This is a genomic window from Streptomyces sp. NPDC093260 (assembly GCF_040683715.1).
GTDB classification, from domain to species: Bacteria; Actinomycetota; Actinomycetes; order Streptomycetales; family Streptomycetaceae; genus Streptomyces; species Streptomyces sennicomposti.
In genome coordinates this window covers 529,042-548,051 of sequence record NZ_JBFBEK010000001.1, presented here as the reverse complement: position 1 = coordinate 548,051, position 19,010 = coordinate 529,042, and the positions used below count along the sequence as shown (strand labels likewise).

16 protein-coding genes, 1 tRNA gene and 4 pseudogenes are annotated in these 19,010 nt (G+C 71.2%); 7 read left to right on the top strand and 14 right to left on the bottom strand.

Annotated elements, in window-relative coordinates; all coding sequences use genetic code 11:
- The 5 genes and pseudogenes from AB0N63_RS02245 to AB0N63_RS02225 all read right to left on the bottom strand — a co-directional run.
- Positions 1 to 215: pseudogene (locus AB0N63_RS02245) on the bottom strand (sugar ABC transporter permease); the annotation flags it as partial.
- Between the two features lie 5 nt (positions 216 to 220).
- Entirely contained in the window at positions 221 to 1,537 is a 1,317-nt protein-coding gene (locus tag AB0N63_RS02240; RefSeq protein ID WP_365522874.1) for a sugar ABC transporter substrate-binding protein, read from the bottom strand.
- 211 nt (positions 1,538 to 1,748) lie between these two features.
- Entirely contained in the window at positions 1,749 to 2,813 is a 1,065-nt protein-coding gene (locus tag AB0N63_RS02235; protein ID WP_365522871.1) for a hypothetical protein, read from the bottom strand.
- Between the two features lie 318 nt (positions 2,814 to 3,131).
- Positions 3,132 to 3,335: a DUF397 domain-containing protein gene (locus AB0N63_RS02230; RefSeq protein WP_365522869.1), complete on the bottom strand. Its 204-nt coding sequence runs from the start codon at positions 3,333 to 3,335 to the stop codon at positions 3,132 to 3,134.
- On the bottom strand, positions 3,332 to 4,162 hold the full coding sequence (locus AB0N63_RS02225) for a helix-turn-helix transcriptional regulator (protein ID WP_365522866.1): 831 nt from the start codon (positions 4,160 to 4,162) through the stop codon (positions 3,332 to 3,334). The genes AB0N63_RS02230 and AB0N63_RS02225 overlap by 4 nt, the downstream gene beginning before the upstream one ends.
- 162 nt (positions 4,163 to 4,324) lie before the next feature.
- On the opposite strand from AB0N63_RS02225, the gene AB0N63_RS02220 reads away from it, so the two are divergent.
- Together AB0N63_RS02220 and AB0N63_RS02215 are read left to right on the top strand one after the other, a co-directional pair.
- On the top strand, positions 4,325 to 4,915 hold the full coding sequence (locus tag AB0N63_RS02220) for an ATP-binding protein (RefSeq protein ID WP_365522864.1): 591 nt from the start codon (positions 4,325 to 4,327) through the stop codon (positions 4,913 to 4,915).
- Between the two features lie 327 nt (positions 4,916 to 5,242).
- A pseudogene (locus AB0N63_RS02215) lies at positions 5,243 to 5,353 on the top strand (ATP-binding protein); the annotation flags it as partial.
- A gap of 19 nt (positions 5,354 to 5,372) precedes the next feature.
- Here the strand turns inward: AB0N63_RS02215 and AB0N63_RS02210 are convergent.
- The 5 genes from AB0N63_RS02210 to AB0N63_RS02190 form a co-directional block, all read right to left on the bottom strand.
- A complete protein-coding gene (locus tag AB0N63_RS02210; protein ID WP_365522862.1) occupies positions 5,373 to 7,196 on the bottom strand; it encodes an adenylyl cyclase in 1,824 nt (607 codons plus the stop codon).
- Between the two features lie 358 nt (positions 7,197 to 7,554).
- Positions 7,555 to 8,841 carry an Ig-like domain-containing protein gene (locus tag AB0N63_RS02205; protein WP_365522859.1) on the bottom strand — a complete coding sequence of 429 codons (1,287 nt, stop codon included), beginning with the start codon at positions 8,839 to 8,841 and terminating at the stop codon, positions 7,555 to 7,557.
- A gap of 363 nt (positions 8,842 to 9,204) precedes the next feature.
- The gene (locus AB0N63_RS02200) at positions 9,205 to 9,711 is read right to left on the bottom strand and encodes a hypothetical protein (RefSeq protein WP_365522857.1); all 507 of its coding nucleotides are present in this window, start codon (positions 9,709 to 9,711) and stop codon (positions 9,205 to 9,207) included.
- Positions 9,712 to 9,882: 171 nt separating this feature from the next.
- On the bottom strand, positions 9,883 to 11,706 hold the full coding sequence (locus AB0N63_RS02195; RefSeq protein WP_365522854.1) for an alpha/beta hydrolase: 1,824 nt from the start codon (positions 11,704 to 11,706) through the stop codon (positions 9,883 to 9,885).
- An 8-nt stretch (positions 11,707 to 11,714) separates the two neighbouring features.
- Entirely contained in the window at positions 11,715 to 12,176 is a 462-nt protein-coding gene (locus AB0N63_RS02190; protein WP_365522851.1) for a hypothetical protein, read from the bottom strand.
- A 669-nt stretch (positions 12,177 to 12,845) separates the two neighbouring features.
- On the opposite strand from AB0N63_RS02190, the gene AB0N63_RS02185 reads away from it, so the two are divergent.
- Complete coding sequence (locus AB0N63_RS02185; protein WP_365522849.1) at positions 12,846 to 13,658, top strand: N-formylglutamate amidohydrolase; 813 nt, start codon at positions 12,846 to 12,848, stop codon at positions 13,656 to 13,658.
- A gap of 146 nt (positions 13,659 to 13,804) precedes the next feature.
- Here the strand turns inward: AB0N63_RS02185 and AB0N63_RS02180 are convergent.
- Together AB0N63_RS02180 and AB0N63_RS02175 are read right to left on the bottom strand one after the other, a co-directional pair.
- Positions 13,805 to 13,889 (bottom strand) — tRNA-Leu (locus AB0N63_RS02180).
- Between the two features lie 247 nt (positions 13,890 to 14,136).
- Complete coding sequence (locus tag AB0N63_RS02175; RefSeq protein WP_365522847.1) at positions 14,137 to 15,084, bottom strand: beta-ketoacyl-ACP synthase III; 948 nt, start codon at positions 15,082 to 15,084, stop codon at positions 14,137 to 14,139.
- On the opposite strand from AB0N63_RS02175, the gene AB0N63_RS02170 reads away from it, so the two are divergent.
- Positions 15,068 to 15,421, top strand: a complete 354-nt coding sequence (locus AB0N63_RS02170; protein ID WP_365522845.1) for a hypothetical protein — start codon at positions 15,068 to 15,070, stop codon at positions 15,419 to 15,421. The genes AB0N63_RS02175 and AB0N63_RS02170 overlap by 17 nt on opposite strands.
- 7 nt (positions 15,422 to 15,428) lie before the next feature.
- Positions 15,429 to 16,277, top strand: a complete 849-nt coding sequence (fdhD, locus tag AB0N63_RS02165; RefSeq protein ID WP_365522842.1) for a formate dehydrogenase accessory sulfurtransferase FdhD — start codon at positions 15,429 to 15,431, stop codon at positions 16,275 to 16,277.
- A 91-nt stretch (positions 16,278 to 16,368) separates the two neighbouring features.
- On the opposite strand, the pseudogene AB0N63_RS02160 reads toward fdhD, so the two are convergent.
- A pseudogene (locus AB0N63_RS02160) lies at positions 16,369 to 16,503 on the bottom strand (MarR family transcriptional regulator); the annotation flags it as partial.
- Positions 16,504 to 16,515: 12 nt separating this feature from the next.
- Between AB0N63_RS02160 and AB0N63_RS02155 the strand changes: the two are divergent.
- A pseudogene (locus AB0N63_RS02155) lies at positions 16,516 to 16,802 on the top strand (alcohol dehydrogenase catalytic domain-containing protein); the annotation flags it as partial.
- A 59-nt stretch (positions 16,803 to 16,861) separates the two neighbouring features.
- On the opposite strand, the gene AB0N63_RS02150 reads toward AB0N63_RS02155, so the two are convergent.
- Positions 16,862 to 17,944, bottom strand: a complete 1,083-nt coding sequence (locus AB0N63_RS02150; RefSeq protein ID WP_365522839.1) for a bile acid:sodium symporter family protein — start codon at positions 17,942 to 17,944, stop codon at positions 16,862 to 16,864.
- 189 nt (positions 17,945 to 18,133) lie between these two features.
- On the opposite strand from AB0N63_RS02150, the gene AB0N63_RS02145 reads away from it, so the two are divergent.
- Entirely contained in the window at positions 18,134 to 18,997 is an 864-nt protein-coding gene (locus AB0N63_RS02145; protein ID WP_365522837.1) for a LysR substrate-binding domain-containing protein, read from the top strand.
- Positions 18,998 to 19,010 lie beyond the last annotated feature (13 nt).

The following is a 19,010-nucleotide window of genomic DNA, read 5'->3' as shown; positions in this document are numbered from 1 at the left end:
AGCTCCTTGAAACTCATCACGATACCGATCACCATCGGCACCAGATGAACCAGGAGTTCGAGGATCAGAGCGGGCAGCAGGAGCAGATACGGCAGCGAGACGCGGCGCAGCCGGCCGGTGGGACGGCGCGGACCGCGCTTCGTCCCACCGGAGGAGTCACCGCGCGCGGACCGCGGCTTCGCCGTTCCCGCGTCCGTACGGACGGTGCTGGTCATCTCGCTCACTTCGTCGGCATCTGCTGCTGGGCCTTGACGAGCTTGGCCTTCACCGACTCGGTGGTCACCGCGCGGCCGGCGGCGGCGTCGGCGAACAGCTCCTTCACCGCCGTGCCGACCGTCGTCTCGAACTGCGACTCGGCTGCGACCTGGGGCAGCGCCACGGCGCTGGTCGAGAGGGTGTTCTTCAGGACGGCGTTGGCCGGGGTGTCGAAGGCCGGGTCCGACTGGGCGCCCTTGACCGGCGGGATGGTGCTGTAGGCCTTGTTGAGGATCTTCTGCTCGTCGTCGCTGGTCATGAACTTCACGAACCGGGTCGCGCCGTCCAGGTTGTGGGTGTTCTTGAAGACGGCCATGTTGATGCCGGCCACCATCGAGTTCACCTGCGCGCCGCTGCCCGGGGCGCCGGACCGCACGGGCACCGGGGCGATGCCGTAGTCGCCCTCGCTCATCCCCTGGTTCTTCAGGTTGGCGGAGGCGGACTGCCACAGCAGCATCGCGGTGTTGCCCTTGGCGAAGTCGCTGACGGACTGGTTCTGCGCGTACTCGGCGTTGCCCTGCGGGATGACCTTGTCCTTGGCCATCAGGTCGACGTACTGCTTGACCGCCGCGACCGCGTTGTCGTTGGCGAAGTCGGGCTTGCCGTCGGCGGTGAAGAAGTCCGCGCCGTGCTGCTTGGCGAAGACGAACACGTGGTGGATGTTCTCGGAGACGTTGGCGCCCTCGGCGCCGAGCACGTTCTTGCCCTTCGCCTGGATCTTCTTGCCGTCGGCGACCAGCTCGTCCCAGGTGGCGGGGGGCTTGGAGATGCCGGCGTCGGCGAAGATCTTCTTGTTGTAGTAGAGCGCGTACGCCATCGAGTACAGCGGGACGGCCGCCGGGTCCTGGCCCTGGACGCCGGTGGAGCCGAGCGCGGAGTCCACGAAGCGGTCCTTGCCGCCGATCTTCCCGAAGTTCTTCGCGTCCCACGGCAACAGCGCGCCGGTCGCCTGGAGGGAGGCGCTCCAGGTGTTGCCGATGTTCAGCACATCGGGGCCCTGGCCGGAAGTCGTCGCGGTCAGGATCCGGTTGAGGAGATCCGACCAGGGCACGACCTCGAACTTCACCTTGATGCCCGTCTGCTTCTCGAACTTGTCGAGTTCGGGCTGGAGGACCTTCTTGTCGACCTCGATGCTCGTGCCCTGGTTGGAGGCCCAGTAGGTGAGCGTCTTCGGCGAGTCGTTGGACCCTCCGCCGGTCGACGCACCGCCTCCGCAGGCCGAGGCGGCAAGGGCGAGAGACATGGTGACGGCGCCTACGGCCGCGGCTCGGATGCTGCGCATGGCTCCTGGTGTCCCTTTCCGGGAGTCGAGAACCCGAGGAGACCTCCGGCGGCCGACGCGACGTACGTCCCCGTTCGACTTCCGAAGCACCTCATGGCTTAATTTAGGACGTGAGTTAAACCTCCCGAGGCGGGCTCGTCAAGGGATGTGACAGGGGCGAATCGGCCGAGGGGTCGGACGAGGGCCCAAGTACCTCTCGGACGAGGGCCGTTCAGCATGTCTGACCTGCGACGGAGAGGTCCGCAGGAGCCTGCGGGCGAGGACGACCGCAGTGCAACGGTTGGGTATCGGCGGCCCGTACGAGGGCGCGGGCGGCGGCGGACCCGGCCGGCCCACGGCGCGGGAAAGCCGTTGATCGATCACCACCCGGTGACGGAACTTCCGCCCTCCGCCCTGCCGCTTCGTTCACGTCGAGGAGGATTCCACGGGTGGGGAGGCACTTCCAGGTCCCGTTCCGTTCACTTCGTGAAGCGGGAGGGTTCGTCCGGGTCGGCGGAAGGCCGACGATGCGGGAGGAGAGAGCTCGGCACCCCGCGCACCACGGTCTCGTGCGACCCGGTAGGCGCAGCGTGATGCTCTGCGTCGTCTCGTCCGTGCGTCGCACGATGCCGGTCAGGGACTGGTCGTAGCCCTTCCAGCAGGTGAACTCGATCGTCGAGTACCGGTCGTCTGCCAGGGCGGCGGCCAGGGCGGCGCCCTCACCCATCAGCGGCTCGCGGTGTCCGGCCGGCGTCTCGCGGAATCCGAAGAGGGCGTTGGTCAGCGGGTGCACGGCGAAGAGCCCGGCGTTCTCCAGGTGCGCGAGGAGCTGATGGGCGCGCGCGCCGTCCGGCTTCGGCGCGTACCAGGTGCAGAAGCCGACGGCCTTGGGCGGGGCCGCAGCGGGGGCGTTGTCCGGGAACTCCTCCCAGAAGACGCGCCTGGCCTGCTCGTCGGGCACGGCGGGGACCGTGTAGTCGTTGGCCCGGATGTGGTCCAGGAACTCCTGCGGCAGGGCCGCGTGGTGACGCCGTACGTAGTGCGTGAGATCGACGGGCCAGAGCCAGGTGCCGTCCGTCATCAGGGATCCGGAGCCGGCGATCCACTCTTCGCCCGTGAGGACGTCGCGCTCGGCGCCCATCGTGGAGTAGATCTCCAGGCCCGATTCCAGGTAGGCGAGGACACGGTCCTCGTCCCAGGGCCCAACGTCCTGTACGGCGCCTCGCAGCGACGGCGCAACGTCCGCCGTGGTGGCCCGGCCGCCGATCTCCCGGTAGAAGCCCGCTCGCTTGATCATTTCCACTCCTGTGAGCCTGCCCTAGTGGGCCATGGGCAGGTAGGTGCGCCAGTAGCCGTTGTCGCCGATGGCGGGGGTCTGGTTGAGGCCGAGCTGGGGGGACGTTCCCACCTTGCTCATGGGCGCCGTCACGGGCACGTCCATCACGCGGCGGCCGGGATGGACGCGATCATTTCGGCGCACCGAAGGGTGCGCGGACCGGATTCACCCCGGCAGGACTCAACGACTTCGGCCAAGGCCGCTCAGGGCTGAAGGCGCTGCGGGAGCGGACGCGGGGCCCCCGGCAAGCGGTCCGCTTGCCGAGGGCCCCGCGTCTGTTCAGAGTGCCGCGAAGGCGACGAACTCGGTCCAGGCCGTGGGGTCCACTGCCAGTGCTGCGCGGGTCGTGTCCTTCGAGTCGCGCACGTGGACCCTGGCGGGGGTGGTGGCGACTTCGACACACTGGCCACCCTCAGCGCCGCTGTAGCTGCTCTTGGCCCAGACAAGCGCAGGCGCGGGACCGCGCTTCACTTCAGCGTTCATCTCTCTCCCAACAGCTTCTCGATGAAGGCCAGGGACTCCCTCGGGGTGAGGGCCTGCGCTCGGATGATCCCATAGCGCGCAGACAGCGCATGGACCGCGTCCCGCTCCGTAACCAGTGTGCTCCGACCTTGAGCTTCCATGTAACCGACCCGTGGCCCCTGCCTCGGCATCAGCAAAGTGAACGCGCCATCAACACCAGCGTTGTCCTCGCGGTCGAGCGGCATCACTTGAAGCTCGACGTTTCGCTTCTGGCCGAGCAGAAGCAGTTGCTCAAGCTGTCCGCGCCATACCTGTTCACCACCGAGCGGCCGCCGTGCAACCGGCTCCTCCATGACAAAGCTCAGCAACGGTGCGGGCCACCTGTCGAAGATCTCTTGTCGTGCGAGCCGCGCTTCAACGCGCTGTTCGATGGTCGCCTCATCCAGGAGCGGGCGCCGCATCCCCAGCAGAGCCCGCGTGTACTCCTCTGTCTGCAACAGGCCGTTGACCACGTGGGTGTCGTACACATGAAGCTCAACCGCTTCGGCCTCCAGCTTGGCCGCATCCCGGAAGAACGCCGGATACTGAGCCCGAGCCACCTCCTCCTTGCTCGCACTCAACACCCCACCCGCCTGCAGCACCTCATCCGCCTGGTCGATGAACCTCGGCGGCGGGATACGTCTCCCCTGCTCGAACGAGGCGATCGTCGAAGCCGAGTACCCGGTCAGGGACCCGAGTGTCGCGCGGTCCAGGCCCGCCCGCTCTCGGAACAGCTTCAACTGTCGCCCGAACACGCACAGCATGCCCGTCCCGACCTCGTACTCCGGCTGCTGAACCTCGTCGTCCACGCCGTAGCTCCTCTCGCACACCAGCCCAATCAGCCAACTCGGGGCCCCGGGAACCGGTCACGCCCAACCCCACGTACAAGCGCACCGCCCACGTGTACAGCCCGCACCCGTCAGCTCATCGCTCCTGGTCAACGCTACGCAGAGTCCGTCACGGTTGACTCCATGAAGTCAGCGACTCCCCCGAACGGGCATATGCCGCAGCACCCCGCACTCGAACACGAGTTCACCATGCGCTTCACCTCGACCCCGCGCGGCGCCCGCCTCGCCCGCCGGCTCGTCTCGCACCGCCTGGACGAGTGGGGCCACCCCTACGCGAGCCCGGTCAATGAGACGCTCACCCTCATCACCGCGGAACTCACCGCCAACGCCGTACGCCACGGCCACGTCCCCGGCCGGGACTTCCACGTCCAACTCGCTCTGGCCGACGGCACCTTCCGTATCGAGGTGACCGACACCCGTACCGAGGAACAACCTCCGGCCGGCCCCCCGGCGACCGACTCGCTTTCCGAATCCGGCCGGGGCCTTCTGCTCGTGGCCACCCTCGCGGACGGCTGGGGCGTCAGCCCTCGCCCAGCAGCCCCGGGCAAGACCGTGTGGGCGGAGCTGCACATGCAGGCTGAGGGCCACCCGCTCACGCATCGGGTGGTCCCTGAACCGACCGACGTCGACCTGCTCCTGACTACTGCTTCACTGCTGCGCGACGACCTCGGGTCGCGGCCGGAGGAAGCCAGCCACGGAGATCGTCGTCGGTGAGTCCGTGCTCGCCCTGCTTCTGCTGGCGGTAACCGGCGGAGAAGTCCGCCGGGGAGCCGCTGTAGAGCATGCCGAACCCGCACCCCACCGAGTCCCGCGTCGTTGAGTACGCCCGCCAGCGCCGGGATGCTCCGCTCCCAGGAACGGACCTCGGCGGTGCCGGGGCGACAGCCGTGCAGAAACGGTGGTGCACCGGAGGCGGACCAGTAGGTAGTGCGCCCCAGGACGCCGGCCCCCTGCACCTGAAGCCGCAGGCGGCTTCACGCAGCCCGTATCGGCGAACGCCTCCCCCGCCTGGCCGCCCACACCCCGGAGACCGGCCCGCGCGACGGCGGGCGCGGCCCCCTGCTCGTCGAGGCCCTGGCCGGGCGCCGGGGCTGGAGCCCCCGCGCCGACGGCGGACCCGGCGAGACGGCGTGGGCGGAGCGCGCCTCGTAGGCAGTGGTGACTGCGGGGGTCAGACCGTGCCGACCCCGTTCGAGTAGGACTTCATGCTGTAGGTCCCGAAGCCGTTCTCGACGGGGTCGCCCGTGTTGTTGACGCAGTGCCGGATGCCGCCGCCGCCCGCGCCGTTGAGGCAGACGTCCATCAGCGAGGTGAGGACGACGCCGGGAGTGTCGGGGACCTCGTAGGCGCGGTCGGTGTAGATGTTCGCGTTGAGGTTGAAGAAGGCGTAGCTGCCCAGGCCCCACGCGTGGTGGTCGGTGACGTGGTCGCCGACCTTGTAGGCGGCGAAGCCGTTGGTGGTGCCGTGTCTCCAGGCCGACTGCGTCGGGACGTCGTAGGGGTGCTCGTTCTGGAAGAAGTAGGTGCGGCCGTGGTTTCCGTTCCAGAGCACCTCGTAGTTCTGGTGGTGCTCGACGAACAGGCCGTAGGCGGTGACCCGGTCGCCGTTGACGAGGAAGCCGACGCCCGCGGGGTTGACGGCCCAGCCGACCGAGCCGTCCAGGCCGTGGTCGGCGCGCCAGGCCCACACGTGGTCGACGATCACGTCGTTGCTGTCGATCTGGATGCTGACCTTGGTGCCGCCGGGGACGGCGCCGCCGATGCGCGGGAAGACGTCGAAGAGCGCGGTGGGCCGGTGCGCGTGGTTCTTCCGGGTGCGGCCGTCGCCGACGCGCAGCAGCACGGGGGAACTGGCGGAGGCGGCCTCGAGGATGACGCCGGCTACGGTGACGTCGTCGATGTCGGCGACCTCGATGAGCGAGTTGTTCCTGACGGCCTGGAGGGTGGCCAGGCCGAGGCCGAGGACGACGGTGCCGGGCCGCGACACCCGTAGCGGCGCGGACAGCGGGTGGACGCCCGGGGTGAGCAGGAGGTGCTTGCCCCTGGCCAGCGCCGCGTTGATGCTGGCGGCGGAGTCGCCCGGGTGTGCGACGTGGAACTCGGTCAGCGGGATGCTGTGGCCGGCGGCCGGCCCGTGGGCCCAGGAGGTGCCGGCGCTGTCCCGGCGCAGCGCGGGGACGAAGACGTGGTAGGCCCCGCGGCGGTCCACGGTCAGGAACGGCTTCTCCCGGACGACCGGGGTGCGGTCCACGGTGGTGTAGGGCGGGGTCGGGAAGGACGTGGCGGGCGCGCCCTGGACGCCGACGAAGACCATGTTCCAGTTGGCGCCGGTCCAGCTGCCGATGGTGTCGTTGCGCGAGAGCCACTGCTGCTGCGAGCCCGAGTCGATCCGGCCGTCCACCACGCTGTCGGCCAGGAACCCGCCGCTGGACCACCCGTTTCCGGGCGGGCTCGGCATGAGGATCATGTTGCCCTTGACGTGGACCCGGCGCATCGGCGCGGCCTGGGCGACGGCCCAGCGGTCCAGCCCGTCCGGCGGCACGATGGTCAGGTTCTCGGCGGCCCGCCAGAAGTCCTGGGTGCCGTTGCCTTCGAACCACTGGGCGTCGACGGTGACATGGCCGTTGATCACGACGTCCTCGGGGCTGGCGCCGAGGCCCAGGACGTGGGTGTAGAAGCCGACGTTGATCTCGACGTTGTACGTGCCGGGCTTGAAGGCCAGGGCGTAGCGCTCGGTGCCGAACTGGTTGGACTCCTGGAGGGCGAACACGGCGTCGATCTGTTCCTGGATCGCCGCGTCGCCCATCGAGGGGTCGAAGACCAGGACGTTGTCGCCCAGACCGGCCCTCCCGTGGCCGGCGGGGCCGTGGCCGCCCGGGCCGGGGGCGGGGGACGACGCGAGGGCGGGCCCTGCGGTGACACCGGCCAGCGGCATCGCTGCGGCGACGGCCGCCGCCCCGCGGAGCATGGCACGACGAGAGGGAATGACGGACACGGCTCTCCCTGAACATGGTGGGCAGACGGGGCCGCGGCTGGTCCCCAACCGCGAGAGAGCGCTCTCAGCCACGGAGTGAATCATCACCGGTATGTGGCGTCAACAGGTCCGGACCATCAACAGCGCGCCCCGCGAGCCGAGTTGCGGCGCGCGGGGCGGAGTCGGGTGCTCGTGCGGACGGACGGGTCAGGGGGCCGCGTGCGTCGACGCCGGCCGGCGGCCGCGCCGCCCGGTCCGGGGCCGAGCCGACGCCGCCCCGACGCGGCGGGCGGCGGCCGGCGTGCTGTCGGCCGCCACCCGGCGGAGAGGGGTGCGCACTCAGGTGCGTACGGCAGGACCCGGCGTCAGGGACCCGGCGTCAGCCGGTCGTGCTGCCCGCGACCCACTGGCTCCACGGCATGTTCCAGTCGCTGAGTCCGTTGTCCGGCGCCAGCTTGCCCTTGTCGTCGGAGTTCTTGACGACCACGACGTCGCCGATCATCGAGTGGTCGAAGAACCACGCGGCGGGCTGCTTGCTGTCGCGGCCGTCCCTGGCGTCCTTCAGGCCCACGCAGCCGTGGCTGGTGTTCGCCTTGCCGAAGACGGAGGCGGCGCTCCAGTAGTTGCCGTGGATGAACGTGCCCGAGTCGGACAGGCGCATGGCGTGCGGCACGGCCTCGATGTCGTACGCGGGCTTGCCGTCCTTGTTCGTGAGGCCGACGCTCGTGGCGTTCATGCGGATGTGCCGGAACTTCTCGGAGATGACCATCTGGCCGTTGTACGTCGGGTGCTCGGGGCTGCCGGACGAGATCGGGATGGTCTTGACCGTCTTGCCGTTCCGCACGACGGTCATCCGCTTCGTCGCGGCGTCGACCGTGCTGACCTGGCTGCGACCGATCTTGAACGTGACCGTCTTCTTCACGCCGTGGGAGGTGAGCCCGACGGTGACGGTGGAGCCGGGCTTCCAGTAGCTCTGGGGGCGGAAGTCGAGGCGGCCGTCGTTGAGCCAGTGGCCGACCACCTGCTGGCCGCTGCTGGAACTGACCTGGATCTTCGACTGCACGGCGGCCTTGTCGCGGACCGCCTTGTCGAAGGTGACCGACACCGGCATACCCACGCCGACGGTCGAGCCGTTCTCGGGGGACAGGTGCCCGATGAAGTCGTTGGCCGGGGAGACCGTGGTGATCGTGGCGTTCTCGGTCGCGGAGCGGCCCTGGGCGTCGACGGCCTCCGCGGCGATCTGGTACCTGGCGGCCCGCTGCAGCCGGCCGTCCGGCTGCCAGGAGGCGCCGTCCTCGGACATCGTGCCGGGAAGCACGGTGCCGGTGGCCACGGCGGTCATGGTCACCTTGGTGAGCCTGCCGTCACTGACGGTGACCTTGACGGGGGCGTCGACCGCGACGTCGTGGGCGCCCTGCCCGGGCGTGATGTCTATTCGGGCGCCGGAGACGTCCTGGGCGGCGGCCTGGTCCGGCGAAGCCTGCGAGGCCGCCGGGTGCGCGGGGGTCTGCGTGGCCGCCGGGGCCTGCGTCCCCGGGCGGTTCCCGGTGCCGTCGCTCCCGGTGGCGGCCATGGCGGTGCCGCCGAGGGCCGTGACCGCGAGCACACCGCCGAGTACGCCGGCCGCGGCCGCCAGCCCGGTGTGTCGTTTACGTGCCGTGATCAAACGCTTCTCCCATGCCCTTGGTCTGTGAGTCGTCGAAGCTGGCCACCGGAGAGTGCAACCACCTCGCGAACCACCTTTACACACCCATTCGACCAAAATGGGCATACTGTGCCGAAGGCCACGTACCGCCGACCGTGTCGCCGACGTGCTGCGCGGAGTCCGGGACAGCTCGTGACCGCTCTGGGCCGACGCCCGCACGTCGGCGTCCCGCCGGCCGCACCCCGCCCCGCCGGGCATGTCCGGGCCGCGTCCCGGCCCGCCGGGACCTTCCGGGACGCCTCCCGTCCGTCCGGCACGTCCGGGGATGCCCCCGGTCCGGTCGGGCCCGTCCGGACCACCTCCGGTCCGCCGGTCGGGTCGCCGTCAGGAGTGCCGTACCTTCTCCCCCTCGGGCGCCCGGTAGCAGCCGGAGGTGACCTCGATGCCGATGCTCGGGGTGGTCCGCTTGCTGTAGGCGACGATCCACACGCTCGCCTTGGCGGCGTCGTTGTCGGCGATGATGTTGAGGTTCTTGTTGGCGCTGTTGTCCTGGTAGGACCTCTTGATCACCCAGCCGCCCGTGGTCAGTTTCCCCTTCAGGTTCTTCATGGCCGCGTCGACGTCGGCGCCGGAGGTGGGCTTGAAGTTCCACGGGTGGTAGACCTGGAAATACGTGTCGGGGTCCTTGCCCTCGCACGCCCTCACACCCGGTCCGGGCTCGGAGGCGGTGCCGGGCACGCCGAGGAAGTCGTAGATCTGGCTGGAGACGGACTTCACCTTGGCGACCGCGTCGTCGGTCGAGGCGGTGCCCGCGTCGGGGATCTTCGTGCCGGCGTCGTCCGACGTGCCGGCGCCGGCGGTCGGGGGCTTGGTGTTGTCGTCGTCCGTCATGCCACATCCGCTGAGGAGGAGTCCGGTCAGTACCAGGGGGAGGGTGAGGAAGGCGCCGCGCAGGCGATGCCGGTGAGAAGGGGGGAACGGTGCGCGGAACATGTCGGTCCTAGGTGTCGTTCGGCGGGTCCGTGATGGTGCGTGTGCGACTCTACGAGCAGGCCGCCTGCTTCACTGGGGCGCGGTGACGTCGCCGTACTCGCCGACCACCACCAGCGCCTGGTTCTTCAGCGCCGTCGAGCCCTTGTTCCAGTACTGGCTGTGGCCCTCCGCCCCCGTGGTCGCCGAGGCGCCGCTGCCCTCGGCGTCCGTGTTCATCTGGTTGGCGCCGAAGATGTCGTCGCTGGGGATGATGAACGTGCCGCCGCCCAGTTTCCACTGGCTGCCACCGTGGCCCCAGCGGCCGATGTCGGGGACCGGGTCCCCGTCCGCCTCCTCGTTCCACACGTGCCCCTTGGGGACGTCCATCTCCTCGGCCGAGCCGACCTTGACGCCCGGGCTGCCCGCGAAGATCACGTCGTCCGCGTTGAGATGGCCGGTCTGGGCCGCGGCCCCGATGAGGGTGGTGCCGTAGGAGTGCCCGATGGCCGTGCGGTGCGGATCGCCGGCGCCGCTGTGCGAGACGTCGAGGCCGTCCATGAACTGCCGGTAGGCGGGCGCCCCGTCGTAGGCGTAGTGCTCGAACGGGGAGTCCTTGACGATGTCCTGGGGCGCGTCGTAGCCGAGCCAGGTGATGGTCGAGACGGACGCGTTCGGGGTGGCCTGCTGCGTCTGGCGCCACAGTTCGGTCATCCGGTCGATGTCGCCGCCGATCTTGCCGAGGTTCGACGTCGTGCCGGGCACGTACACCGCCTGGTTCTGCGCGGTGTCGGGGTTGCCCGTGGCCACGACGGCCCGGCCGTGGCCCTCCGGGCTGAAGGCGAGGAGGTACGCCTCGGGCAGGCCGCCCTCGCCCGTCTGGTCGAACCTGGTCCGGATGGCGTTCATGCCCTTGAGCGACGACTGCAGGTGCCGGTACTCGTCGCCGTACTTCTTGTCCCACTCCATCCACTCGTCGGTGTGCACCTTGGACGCCCAGCCGCCCGCGCTGATCCACGTCCACTCGTTGACGGGCGGCTTCGGTATGGAGTCGATCCGCAGCTGGTACTCGGCCTGCTTCTCGTCGAGGACGATGCGGTTGGCCTCGTCGCGGGTCTCGGACGGGAGGCCGTCGAGCCGCCCGACCACGTCCGGGTGGAGGGAGAGGTAGGCCTCCCGCTCCGTTGGGGTGAGCCCCTTCCACCAGTCGGCGTTCTGCTGCGGGCTTCCGTCGTGGGGAGGAGCGGCCATGGAGTCCAGGTAGTTCTTGGCCGCGTCCCGGACCCCGGCCATGTCCGACTGCGCGTCCTTGAGGTCCTGGTTGGACACGGTGAGGTCGTCGTCGGCCTTCAACGCCCTTATCTTCGGCGCCCACTTGTCATCCGCCTCCGTGGCCTCCTTCAACGCGGCGGTGATCCGGTCGGCGATGTCGAGGGCCTCGGCGTGGTGGGGGTTGGGGTCGAAGTGGGCCGACTGGCGTGCGATGCCCTGCACCGCCGGGTCGGTCGCCCCGCTGACCGTGCCGCCCTTGGCGGGCGACTCGGAGCCGTCCTTCGCCGGGCCGTCCGGGTAGGTGACGCTGCCGTCCGCGTTGACCGTCAGCTTCTGTGCCTGCGCGTCGTCGAGGGCCGACAGGAGCTTCTTGCGGGCGGCGTCGATGTCGTGGGCGAAGCCGTTGAGCGCCGTGCTGACCAGACCGCACTCGATCTGCGCGTAGTGGAAGTCGGCCGAGAGGTTCTTCAGTTCGCCGAGCGCGGCTTCGAGGGCCTGCCCCTTGAGGGACTTGCGCATGCCGGCGGCGACGACGTTGTCCAGGTGGTCCTTGGCCGCGCTCGCCATGTCGCTGGTGGCACGGTAGCCGTCGGCCGCCTCCTCGAACTCGGAGGGCTTCAGCTGCTTGAGTGTCGCGAGGTCCATGGCTGCCGCTACCGTCCGCCGTCCTGGCCGCCGATGGCGGGTGTGTCGGCGTACTTCGTCTTGATGACGCCGAACGCCGACCTGACGGAGTCGTCCGTCATCAGCAGGTCGTGGCCGACCTGTTCGAGGACGCCCTTGACGCTGCCGCAGCGCTCTCCGACGCTCTTGACGTAGCGGGTCCAGGAGTCGTACACGTCCTTCTGGGCGGCGGCGGACAGGCATCCCGAACCCGCGTCGAGCCCCTTCTGCCCGTCGTCCAGCCGGCCCAGCGCCTTGTCCACGTTCGCCCTGAGCCCGTCGACGCCCTCCGCCGCCTTGTTCCAGGCCTCCTGGGTCGACTTCACGCCGCCGGTGACGCCGCTGACCGACGGGCCGGGACCGTCACCGGCCGGATACTGGTTGAGCTGCATGTGCGTCGAGCTCCGCTCGGCGGCGTCCTGCTTCAGCCGCTCCCATTCGTCCCACGCCATGCGTGGTCTCCTCCCCCGTGACCCGGGTGCTCCCGGAAGTGCCGTCCAGCTTCCTTGTGTCCGTCGAGGTCACCGCGGCCGACGTTACGGGGCGCGTGCGCCGTGCGGCGTCCGCTCGATCACTCAACCGGACCCTGAGTATCCGTACCTGGAACGGGGGAAGCCGAGCCCGGTCGTCGCACGTGCGCGAGCGGCGAAAAGAATCAGCCATCGGACATCTGCCGGGTTTCCCGGCAGACCGACTGGCCGCGCCCGGAATGAGCGGGAAGGTGCGGGATCACCCGGACGAGTGAAGTTGGCTGGATCTCGCCGGTAGAAGGAATCATGGCGGCCCGCCGTACCCGTCCCGGTCACCGCGTCCCCGGGGCGGCCGGCGGCGTCGGTCGCCGCCCGGCCGTCGGGCCCGTGCGGCCGGCGCGGGGTCCGCGGACCCGTACCGGATCGTCCGGTGTCCAGGGCGGCGCGGACCGCAGCGGGCATCACCCGCGTCGGCGGCCCCCGGCCGGAACCGCGGCGGCGCGGACTCCCGCGCCCGTCGCTGTCACAGGGCTGCCCTAAGATCACCGGACTTGATCAAGCGGTGCCGCGCACCGTCCCGGTCAGGCAGGCGGGAGGCACGCATGCCTCTCGACGTACGATCCACATCGACGCCCTACGGAGCCATCCCGGATGAACACCGTGTCATCTCCTTCCTTCGAGTTCCTTCCCGGTTCGCCCGACTCCCCCGTGATCCTCCACGTCCCGCACTCCTCGCGGGTGATCCCCGCGGACGTGCGCGCCGGGATCACCCTCGACGACGCCGGACTGGAGCGCGAACTGGACCACATCACCGACTCGCACACCGCCGAGATCGCGGCGGCCGCCGCCGTCCGCGCCCCGGTCACCCCCTGGCGGTTCGTGAACCGCCTCTCGCGGCTGGTGATCGACCCGGAGCGGTTCCCCGACGGGCGGGAGGAGATGCTGTCGGTGGGCATGGGCGCCGTGTACACGCGGACCACGCACGGCGAGGAGCTGCGCCCGGCCGGTCACGACGGACAGCCGCTCATCGAGCGGTACTTCCACCCGTACGCCGCCGCCATGACCGACGCGGTCGCGGAACGGCTGGCGGCGGTGGGCCGGGCGGTCGTCGTGGACGTCCACTCGTACCCGACCGCGCCCCTGCCCTACGAACTGCACGGCGACGGCCCGCGGCCCCCGATCTGCCTGGGGCACGACGACTTCCACACCCCGCCGGAGCTGCTGGCCCAGGCGGAGAAGGCCTTCGCGGACTTCGGCGGCACCGGAGTCAACAGCCCCTTCCGGGGCGCGTACGTCCCGCTGGCGTACTACGGGACGGACCCGAGGGTCAGCGCCCTGATGGTGGAGATCCGCCGGGACGTGTACATGAGCGAGCCGGGCGGCCCGGCCGGCCCGGGGCTGGCCGCGCTCGCGGACGCGGTGGCCCGGCTGGTCGAGGCGGTGGGCACCGGCACGGCCGGCTGACGGCAGCCGGCCGGGGGACGGTGAGCGAGCCGGTCGCGTCGCTCACCGTCCCGCGGCGGCACGGCCGGGGGGAGAGCAGCGGACCCGCACACGACAGAGGAGCCCCCGGCTCACGCCGGGGGCTCCCGCTGCACTGTGTCACTGTGTGTCCGAGGGGGGACTTGAACCCCCACGCCCGATAAAGGGCACTAGCACCTCAAGCTAGCGCGTCTGCCATTCCGCCACCCGGACTAGGTGTGTGTCGTCCGGCGGGGGTGTTCCCCGCGGCGACATGGACAACAATACCAAGCTTTCGGAGCGCCTTTCACCTGCGTATCCGCCCCGTACGCACCCGCGCGGGCCGGGGCGCGCACGCCGCGCCGACGGCGCGCACCGACCGTCGCGGACACGTCACGTTTCGTCGCGCGACGCCGCTCGCGGGCGGCGCACGACCTCCCCCGCGCCGCTCATGAGCACCGCACGACCGGCCCCGCGCAGCTCACGGGCAGCGGACGACCTGTCCCGCGTAGGAGAGGTTTCCGCCGAAGCCGAACAGCAGGACCGGGTCGCCCGTCGTCACCTCGCCGCGCTCGACCAGCTTGGACAGGGCCAGCGGGATGCTGGCCGCCGAGGTGTTGCCGGACTCGGTGACATCGCGGGCGACGACCGCGTTGACGGCGCCCAGTCGCGCGGCGAGCGGCTCGATGATCCGCAGGTTGGCCTGGTGCAGGACGACCGCGGCCAGCTCGCCGGGCGCGACGCCCGCCCGCTCGCAGGTCTGCCGGGCCAGCGGCGGCAGCCGGGTCGTGGCCCACCGGTACACGCTCTGCCCCTCCTGCGCGAACCGGGCGGGCGTGCCCTCGATCCGTACCGCGTTGCCCATCTCGGGCACCGAGCCCCACAGCACCGGCCCGATCCCGGCCGTCTCCCCCGGCCGGGCCGCCTCGACCACGGCCGCGCCCGCGCCGTCGCCGACGAGCACGCAGGTGCTGCGGTCGGTCCAGTCGGCCACGTCGGACATCTTGTCGGCGCCGACGACGAGGGCGCGCGTCGCGGCCCCGGCGCGCAGGGTGTGGTCGGCGGTGGCCAGGGCGTGGGTGAACCCGGCGCACACCACGTTGACGTCCATAGCGGCCGGCGACGGGATGCCCAGGCGGGCGGCGACGCGGGCGGCCATGTTGGGCGAGCGGTCCACGGCCGTGGAGGTGGCGACCAGGACGAGGTCGATGTCGGCCGGGGTCAGGCCGGCCGTGGCGAGCGCCTTGGCGGCGGCGTGCGCGGCGAGTTCGTCGACCGGTTCGTCGGGCGCGGCGATGTGCCGGGTCCGGATGCCGACCCGGCTTCTGATCCACTCGTCGCTGGTGTCGACCAGGGACGCCAGGTCGTCGTTGGTGAGCACCTTGGCGGGCTGGTAGTGGCCGACGGCGGTGATGCGCGAGCCGTTCATTGCGGGTCCCCCTCGTTGCCGTGGGTTGCGGGACCTCAGTCTGTTCAGTGACTCACGAGTACGGCGGCAGGTGAGGGCACAGGAAACACGTGCCCCGGTTGTCGGCTTCCGTCAGAGGCAGGCGCGTCCGCAGGGGGCCTGGAGGTGCGTTCGGGTACGCGTCCGCGAGGCGTCCGGCGGGTACGTGGAGGGCGGCGTCCGTGTGTCCACGGCGACGTGGCGGCGCACGGACGACGGGCTCGCGCAGGTCGCCTCGCCGTACACCGGCCCGGTGACTCGTGGCACTCTCTGCGGGAAGGGCCGTTTCGGCCGGCAGCGCGTACAGAACCGGGGCTGATCACGACATGGGACGAGTGACGGAACGACGCAAGGTCCTCCGCATCCGGGACGGCGCGGTCTCCGCCCGGCCGGACACCCTCGTCGCCGAGGAGCCGCTGGAGATCCGGCTGAACGGCAAGCCGCTCGCGATCACCATGCGCACCCCGGGCGACGACTTCGCGCTGGCGGCCGGCTTCCTGGTCAGCGAGGGCGTGCTGGCCGAGGCGGCGGATCTCATGAACGTCGTGTACTGCGCGGGCGCGACGGTGGACGGCTCGAACACGTACAACGTGGTGGACGTGCGCACCGCTCCGGGGGTCGCCGTCCCGGACATCACCCTGGAGCGCAACGTCTACACGACCTCCTCGTGCGGCCTGTGCGGCAAGGCCAGCCTGGACGCCGTCCGCACGACGGCCCGCTGGCCGATCGCGGACACGCCGCCGGTGCGCGTCGAGCCGGGCCTGCTCGCCGGCCTGCCCGACCGCCTGCGGGCGGCGCAGCGGGTCTTCGACCGGACCGGCGGCCTGCACGCGGCGGCCCTCTTCGCCGAGGACGGAGAGCTGCTGGACATACGGGAGGACGTGGGCCGGCACAACGCGGTCGACAAGCTCGTCGGCCGCGCCCTCCAGAGCGGCGCGCTGCCGTTGTCCCGCGCGATCCTGCTGGTCTCCGGGCGGGCCTCCTTCGAGCTGGCCCAGAAGGCCGTGATGGCGGGCATCCCGGTCCTGGCGGCGGTGTCCGCGCCGTCCTCGCTGGCCGTGGACCTGGCCGCGGAGACCGGTCTCACCCTGGTGGGCTTCCTGCGGGGCAGCAACATGAACGTGTACGCGGGCGAGAAGCGCATCGCCCTGCGCGCGGAGGCGCCGCAGGGGTGAGCATCCCGGCGGCGCGCGGGTCGGGGTGCGGGTCCGTCCTCGGCCGTGGCTCCCCCGCGTAGGGCCACCCCCTCACCGCTCCGCCGCCGGCTCACTCCCGCGTCCCCGAGATCCTGACCAGCAGCTCCATGAACCGATCCCGTTCCGCCGCCGACAGTGGCCCCAGCAGCGTGTCGTTGGCCTCGCGGGCCGCCCGCTCGCAGCGCTCCAGCAGGCGCACGCCCTGTGTGGGGGTGCGATGCGACGCATGCGGTACGAGACGGCCAGTGGTCCGCTGTTCGTGGAGGAGGCGCCCGTGCCCGAGCGGGGCCCGGCGAGCTTCTGGTGCGCTGCGAGGCGGTCGGCGTCACCCTGCCGGGCGTCCGGAAGGTCACCGAGGCCGCCGAGCCGATCGCGCTGGGCGGTGAGATCGCCGGCGAGGTGACGGCCGTGGGGGCGGGCGTCACCCGGTTCCGGCCCGGCGACCGGGTGACCGGCCTGTGCTTCGGGCACGGTTACGCCGACTTCGCGCCGCTGCACGAGGCCACACGACGACGAGCGGCCGTCGTGTCCCACGCCCGCTCGCCCGCGTCGGCGCGAGCGCCTCAGCGCGACCGCGGCCCCGTGCCGACCGGCCCCGCTGACGCCCCCTGCTCCGTGGCCGGAGCGGACGCCGCCCGCTCCCCGCGCTCGTTCCCCTCTTCCTGTTCCTCCCGGGCCTCCGGGTCGCGGGCCCGGCGCTTGGCGATCACCGCGCACACCATCAGCTGCATCTGGTGGAAGAGCATCAGCGGCAGCACCGCGAGCGAGGCGTGGACGCCGAACAGGACGCTCGCCATGGGCAGCCCGGAGGCCAGCGACTTCTTCGAGCCGGCGAACTGGATGGCGATGCGGTCGGCCCGGCCGAAGCGCAGCGCCTTCGCGCCGTACCAGGTCAGGGCGAGCATCACGGCGAGCAGCACCGCTTCCGCCGCGAGCAGTCCGCCGAGGCGCGCGGCGCTGACCTGGTGCCAGATGCCCCGCACCATGCCCTCGCTGAACGCGGTGTAGACGACGAGCAGGATAGAGCCCCGGTCGACGAGCCCGAGGACCTTCTTGTGCCGGGCGACGAAGCCGCCGGTCCAGGGCCGCAGCAGCTGTCCGGCGACGAACGGCACCAGCAGTTGCAGCACGATCGTCACCAGCGAGTGCGCGGAGAAGCCGCCGCCGCTGCTGCCCAGGAGGACGGCGGCGAGCAGCGGCGTGAGGACGATGCCGACCAGGGAGGAGAAGGAGCCGGCGCAGATCGCGGCGGGCACGTTGCCGCGGGCGATGGAGGTGAAGGCGATGGAGGACTGGATGGTGGAGGGGACCAGGGTGAGGAAGAGCAGGCCCTGGTAGAGCGGCTGGTCGAGCAGGACGGGGACCAGGCCGCGGGCGGCGATGCCGAGCAGCGGGAAGATCACGAAGGTGCAGGCCAGCACCGTGACGTGCAGTCGCCAGTGCCTGAGCCCGTCCAGTGCCTCGCGGGTGGAGAGCCGGGCGCCGTAGAGGAAGAAGAGGAAGCCGATCGCGGCCGTGGAGGCGCCGGAGGCGACATCGGCGGCCGGGCCGCGGGCGGGCAGCAGTGCGGCCAGGCCCACGGTGCCGATCAGCAGCACGATGTACGGGTCGACCGGCATCCAGCTCGGCCAGCGCAGGCGTTTCACGGTGCTCCACTCGCTCGGGCTCGTCGGCGGCGGCCGGGGGCGTGCGCCCGGCCGCGTCCGTCGTTCCGGGACCTCCGGGTCCCCCGTCCATCGTCCCCCTCACCAGCGCGATCGGGAAACCGTCCCACCGCTCTCACTGTCATCGCGTTCCGTGATGAGCATGGCCGGGGCAGCCGTTAGTCTGGCCGCGTGTACGACCCGGCCCAGTTGCGCAGCTTCCTCGCCGTCGCCCAGACGCTCGGTTTCACCCGGGCGGCGCGGCGGCTGGGGCTGCGCCAGTCGACGGTGAGCCAGCATGTGCGCCGGCTGGAGGAGGCCGTCGGGCGGCCGCTGTTCACCCGCGACACGCACTCGGTCGAGCTGACCGAGGACGGCGAGGCGATGCTGGGGTTCGCGCGGCGGATCCTGGAGGTGCACGAGCAGGCGACGGCGTTCTTCACCGGCACCCGGGTGCGCGGGAGGCTGCGGTTCGGCGCGTCCGAGGATTTCGTGCTGACCCGGCTGCCGGAGATCCTGGAGGGCTTCCGCTACGAGCACCCCGAGGTCGATCTCGAACTGACCGTCGAGCTGTCGGGCACGCTGCACGAGCAGCTGGCCGCCGGGAAGCTGGACCTGGTCCTGGCCAAGCGCCGTCCGCAGGACCCGGGCGGCGAGCCCGTCTGGCACGACCGGCTGGTGTGGATCGGCGCGGAGCGACTGCGCCTGGACCCCGACCGTCCGGTGCCCCTGATCGTCTATCCGCCGCCGGGGATCACCCGGGCGCTCGCCTTCGAGGCGCTGGAGCGGCAGGGCCGCCCGTGGCGCGTCGCGTGCACCAGCGGAAGCCTCAACGGGCTGGTCGCCGCCGCCCGCGCGGGCCTCGGCGTGATGGCCCACTCGCGCGGGCTGATCCCGCCGGGCCTGGTCCGGGTGCCGGAGCGGGCCGGGCTGCCGGAGCTGGGGCAGGTCGACTTCGTCCTGGTCCACGGCCGCCACCGCCCTTCGGCCCGGTCCGCCGCCGACGCCCTGGCGACGGCGATCCTCACCGGCGGCGACCGCCTGCACCACCGCTAGGGTCCTGCGTTCG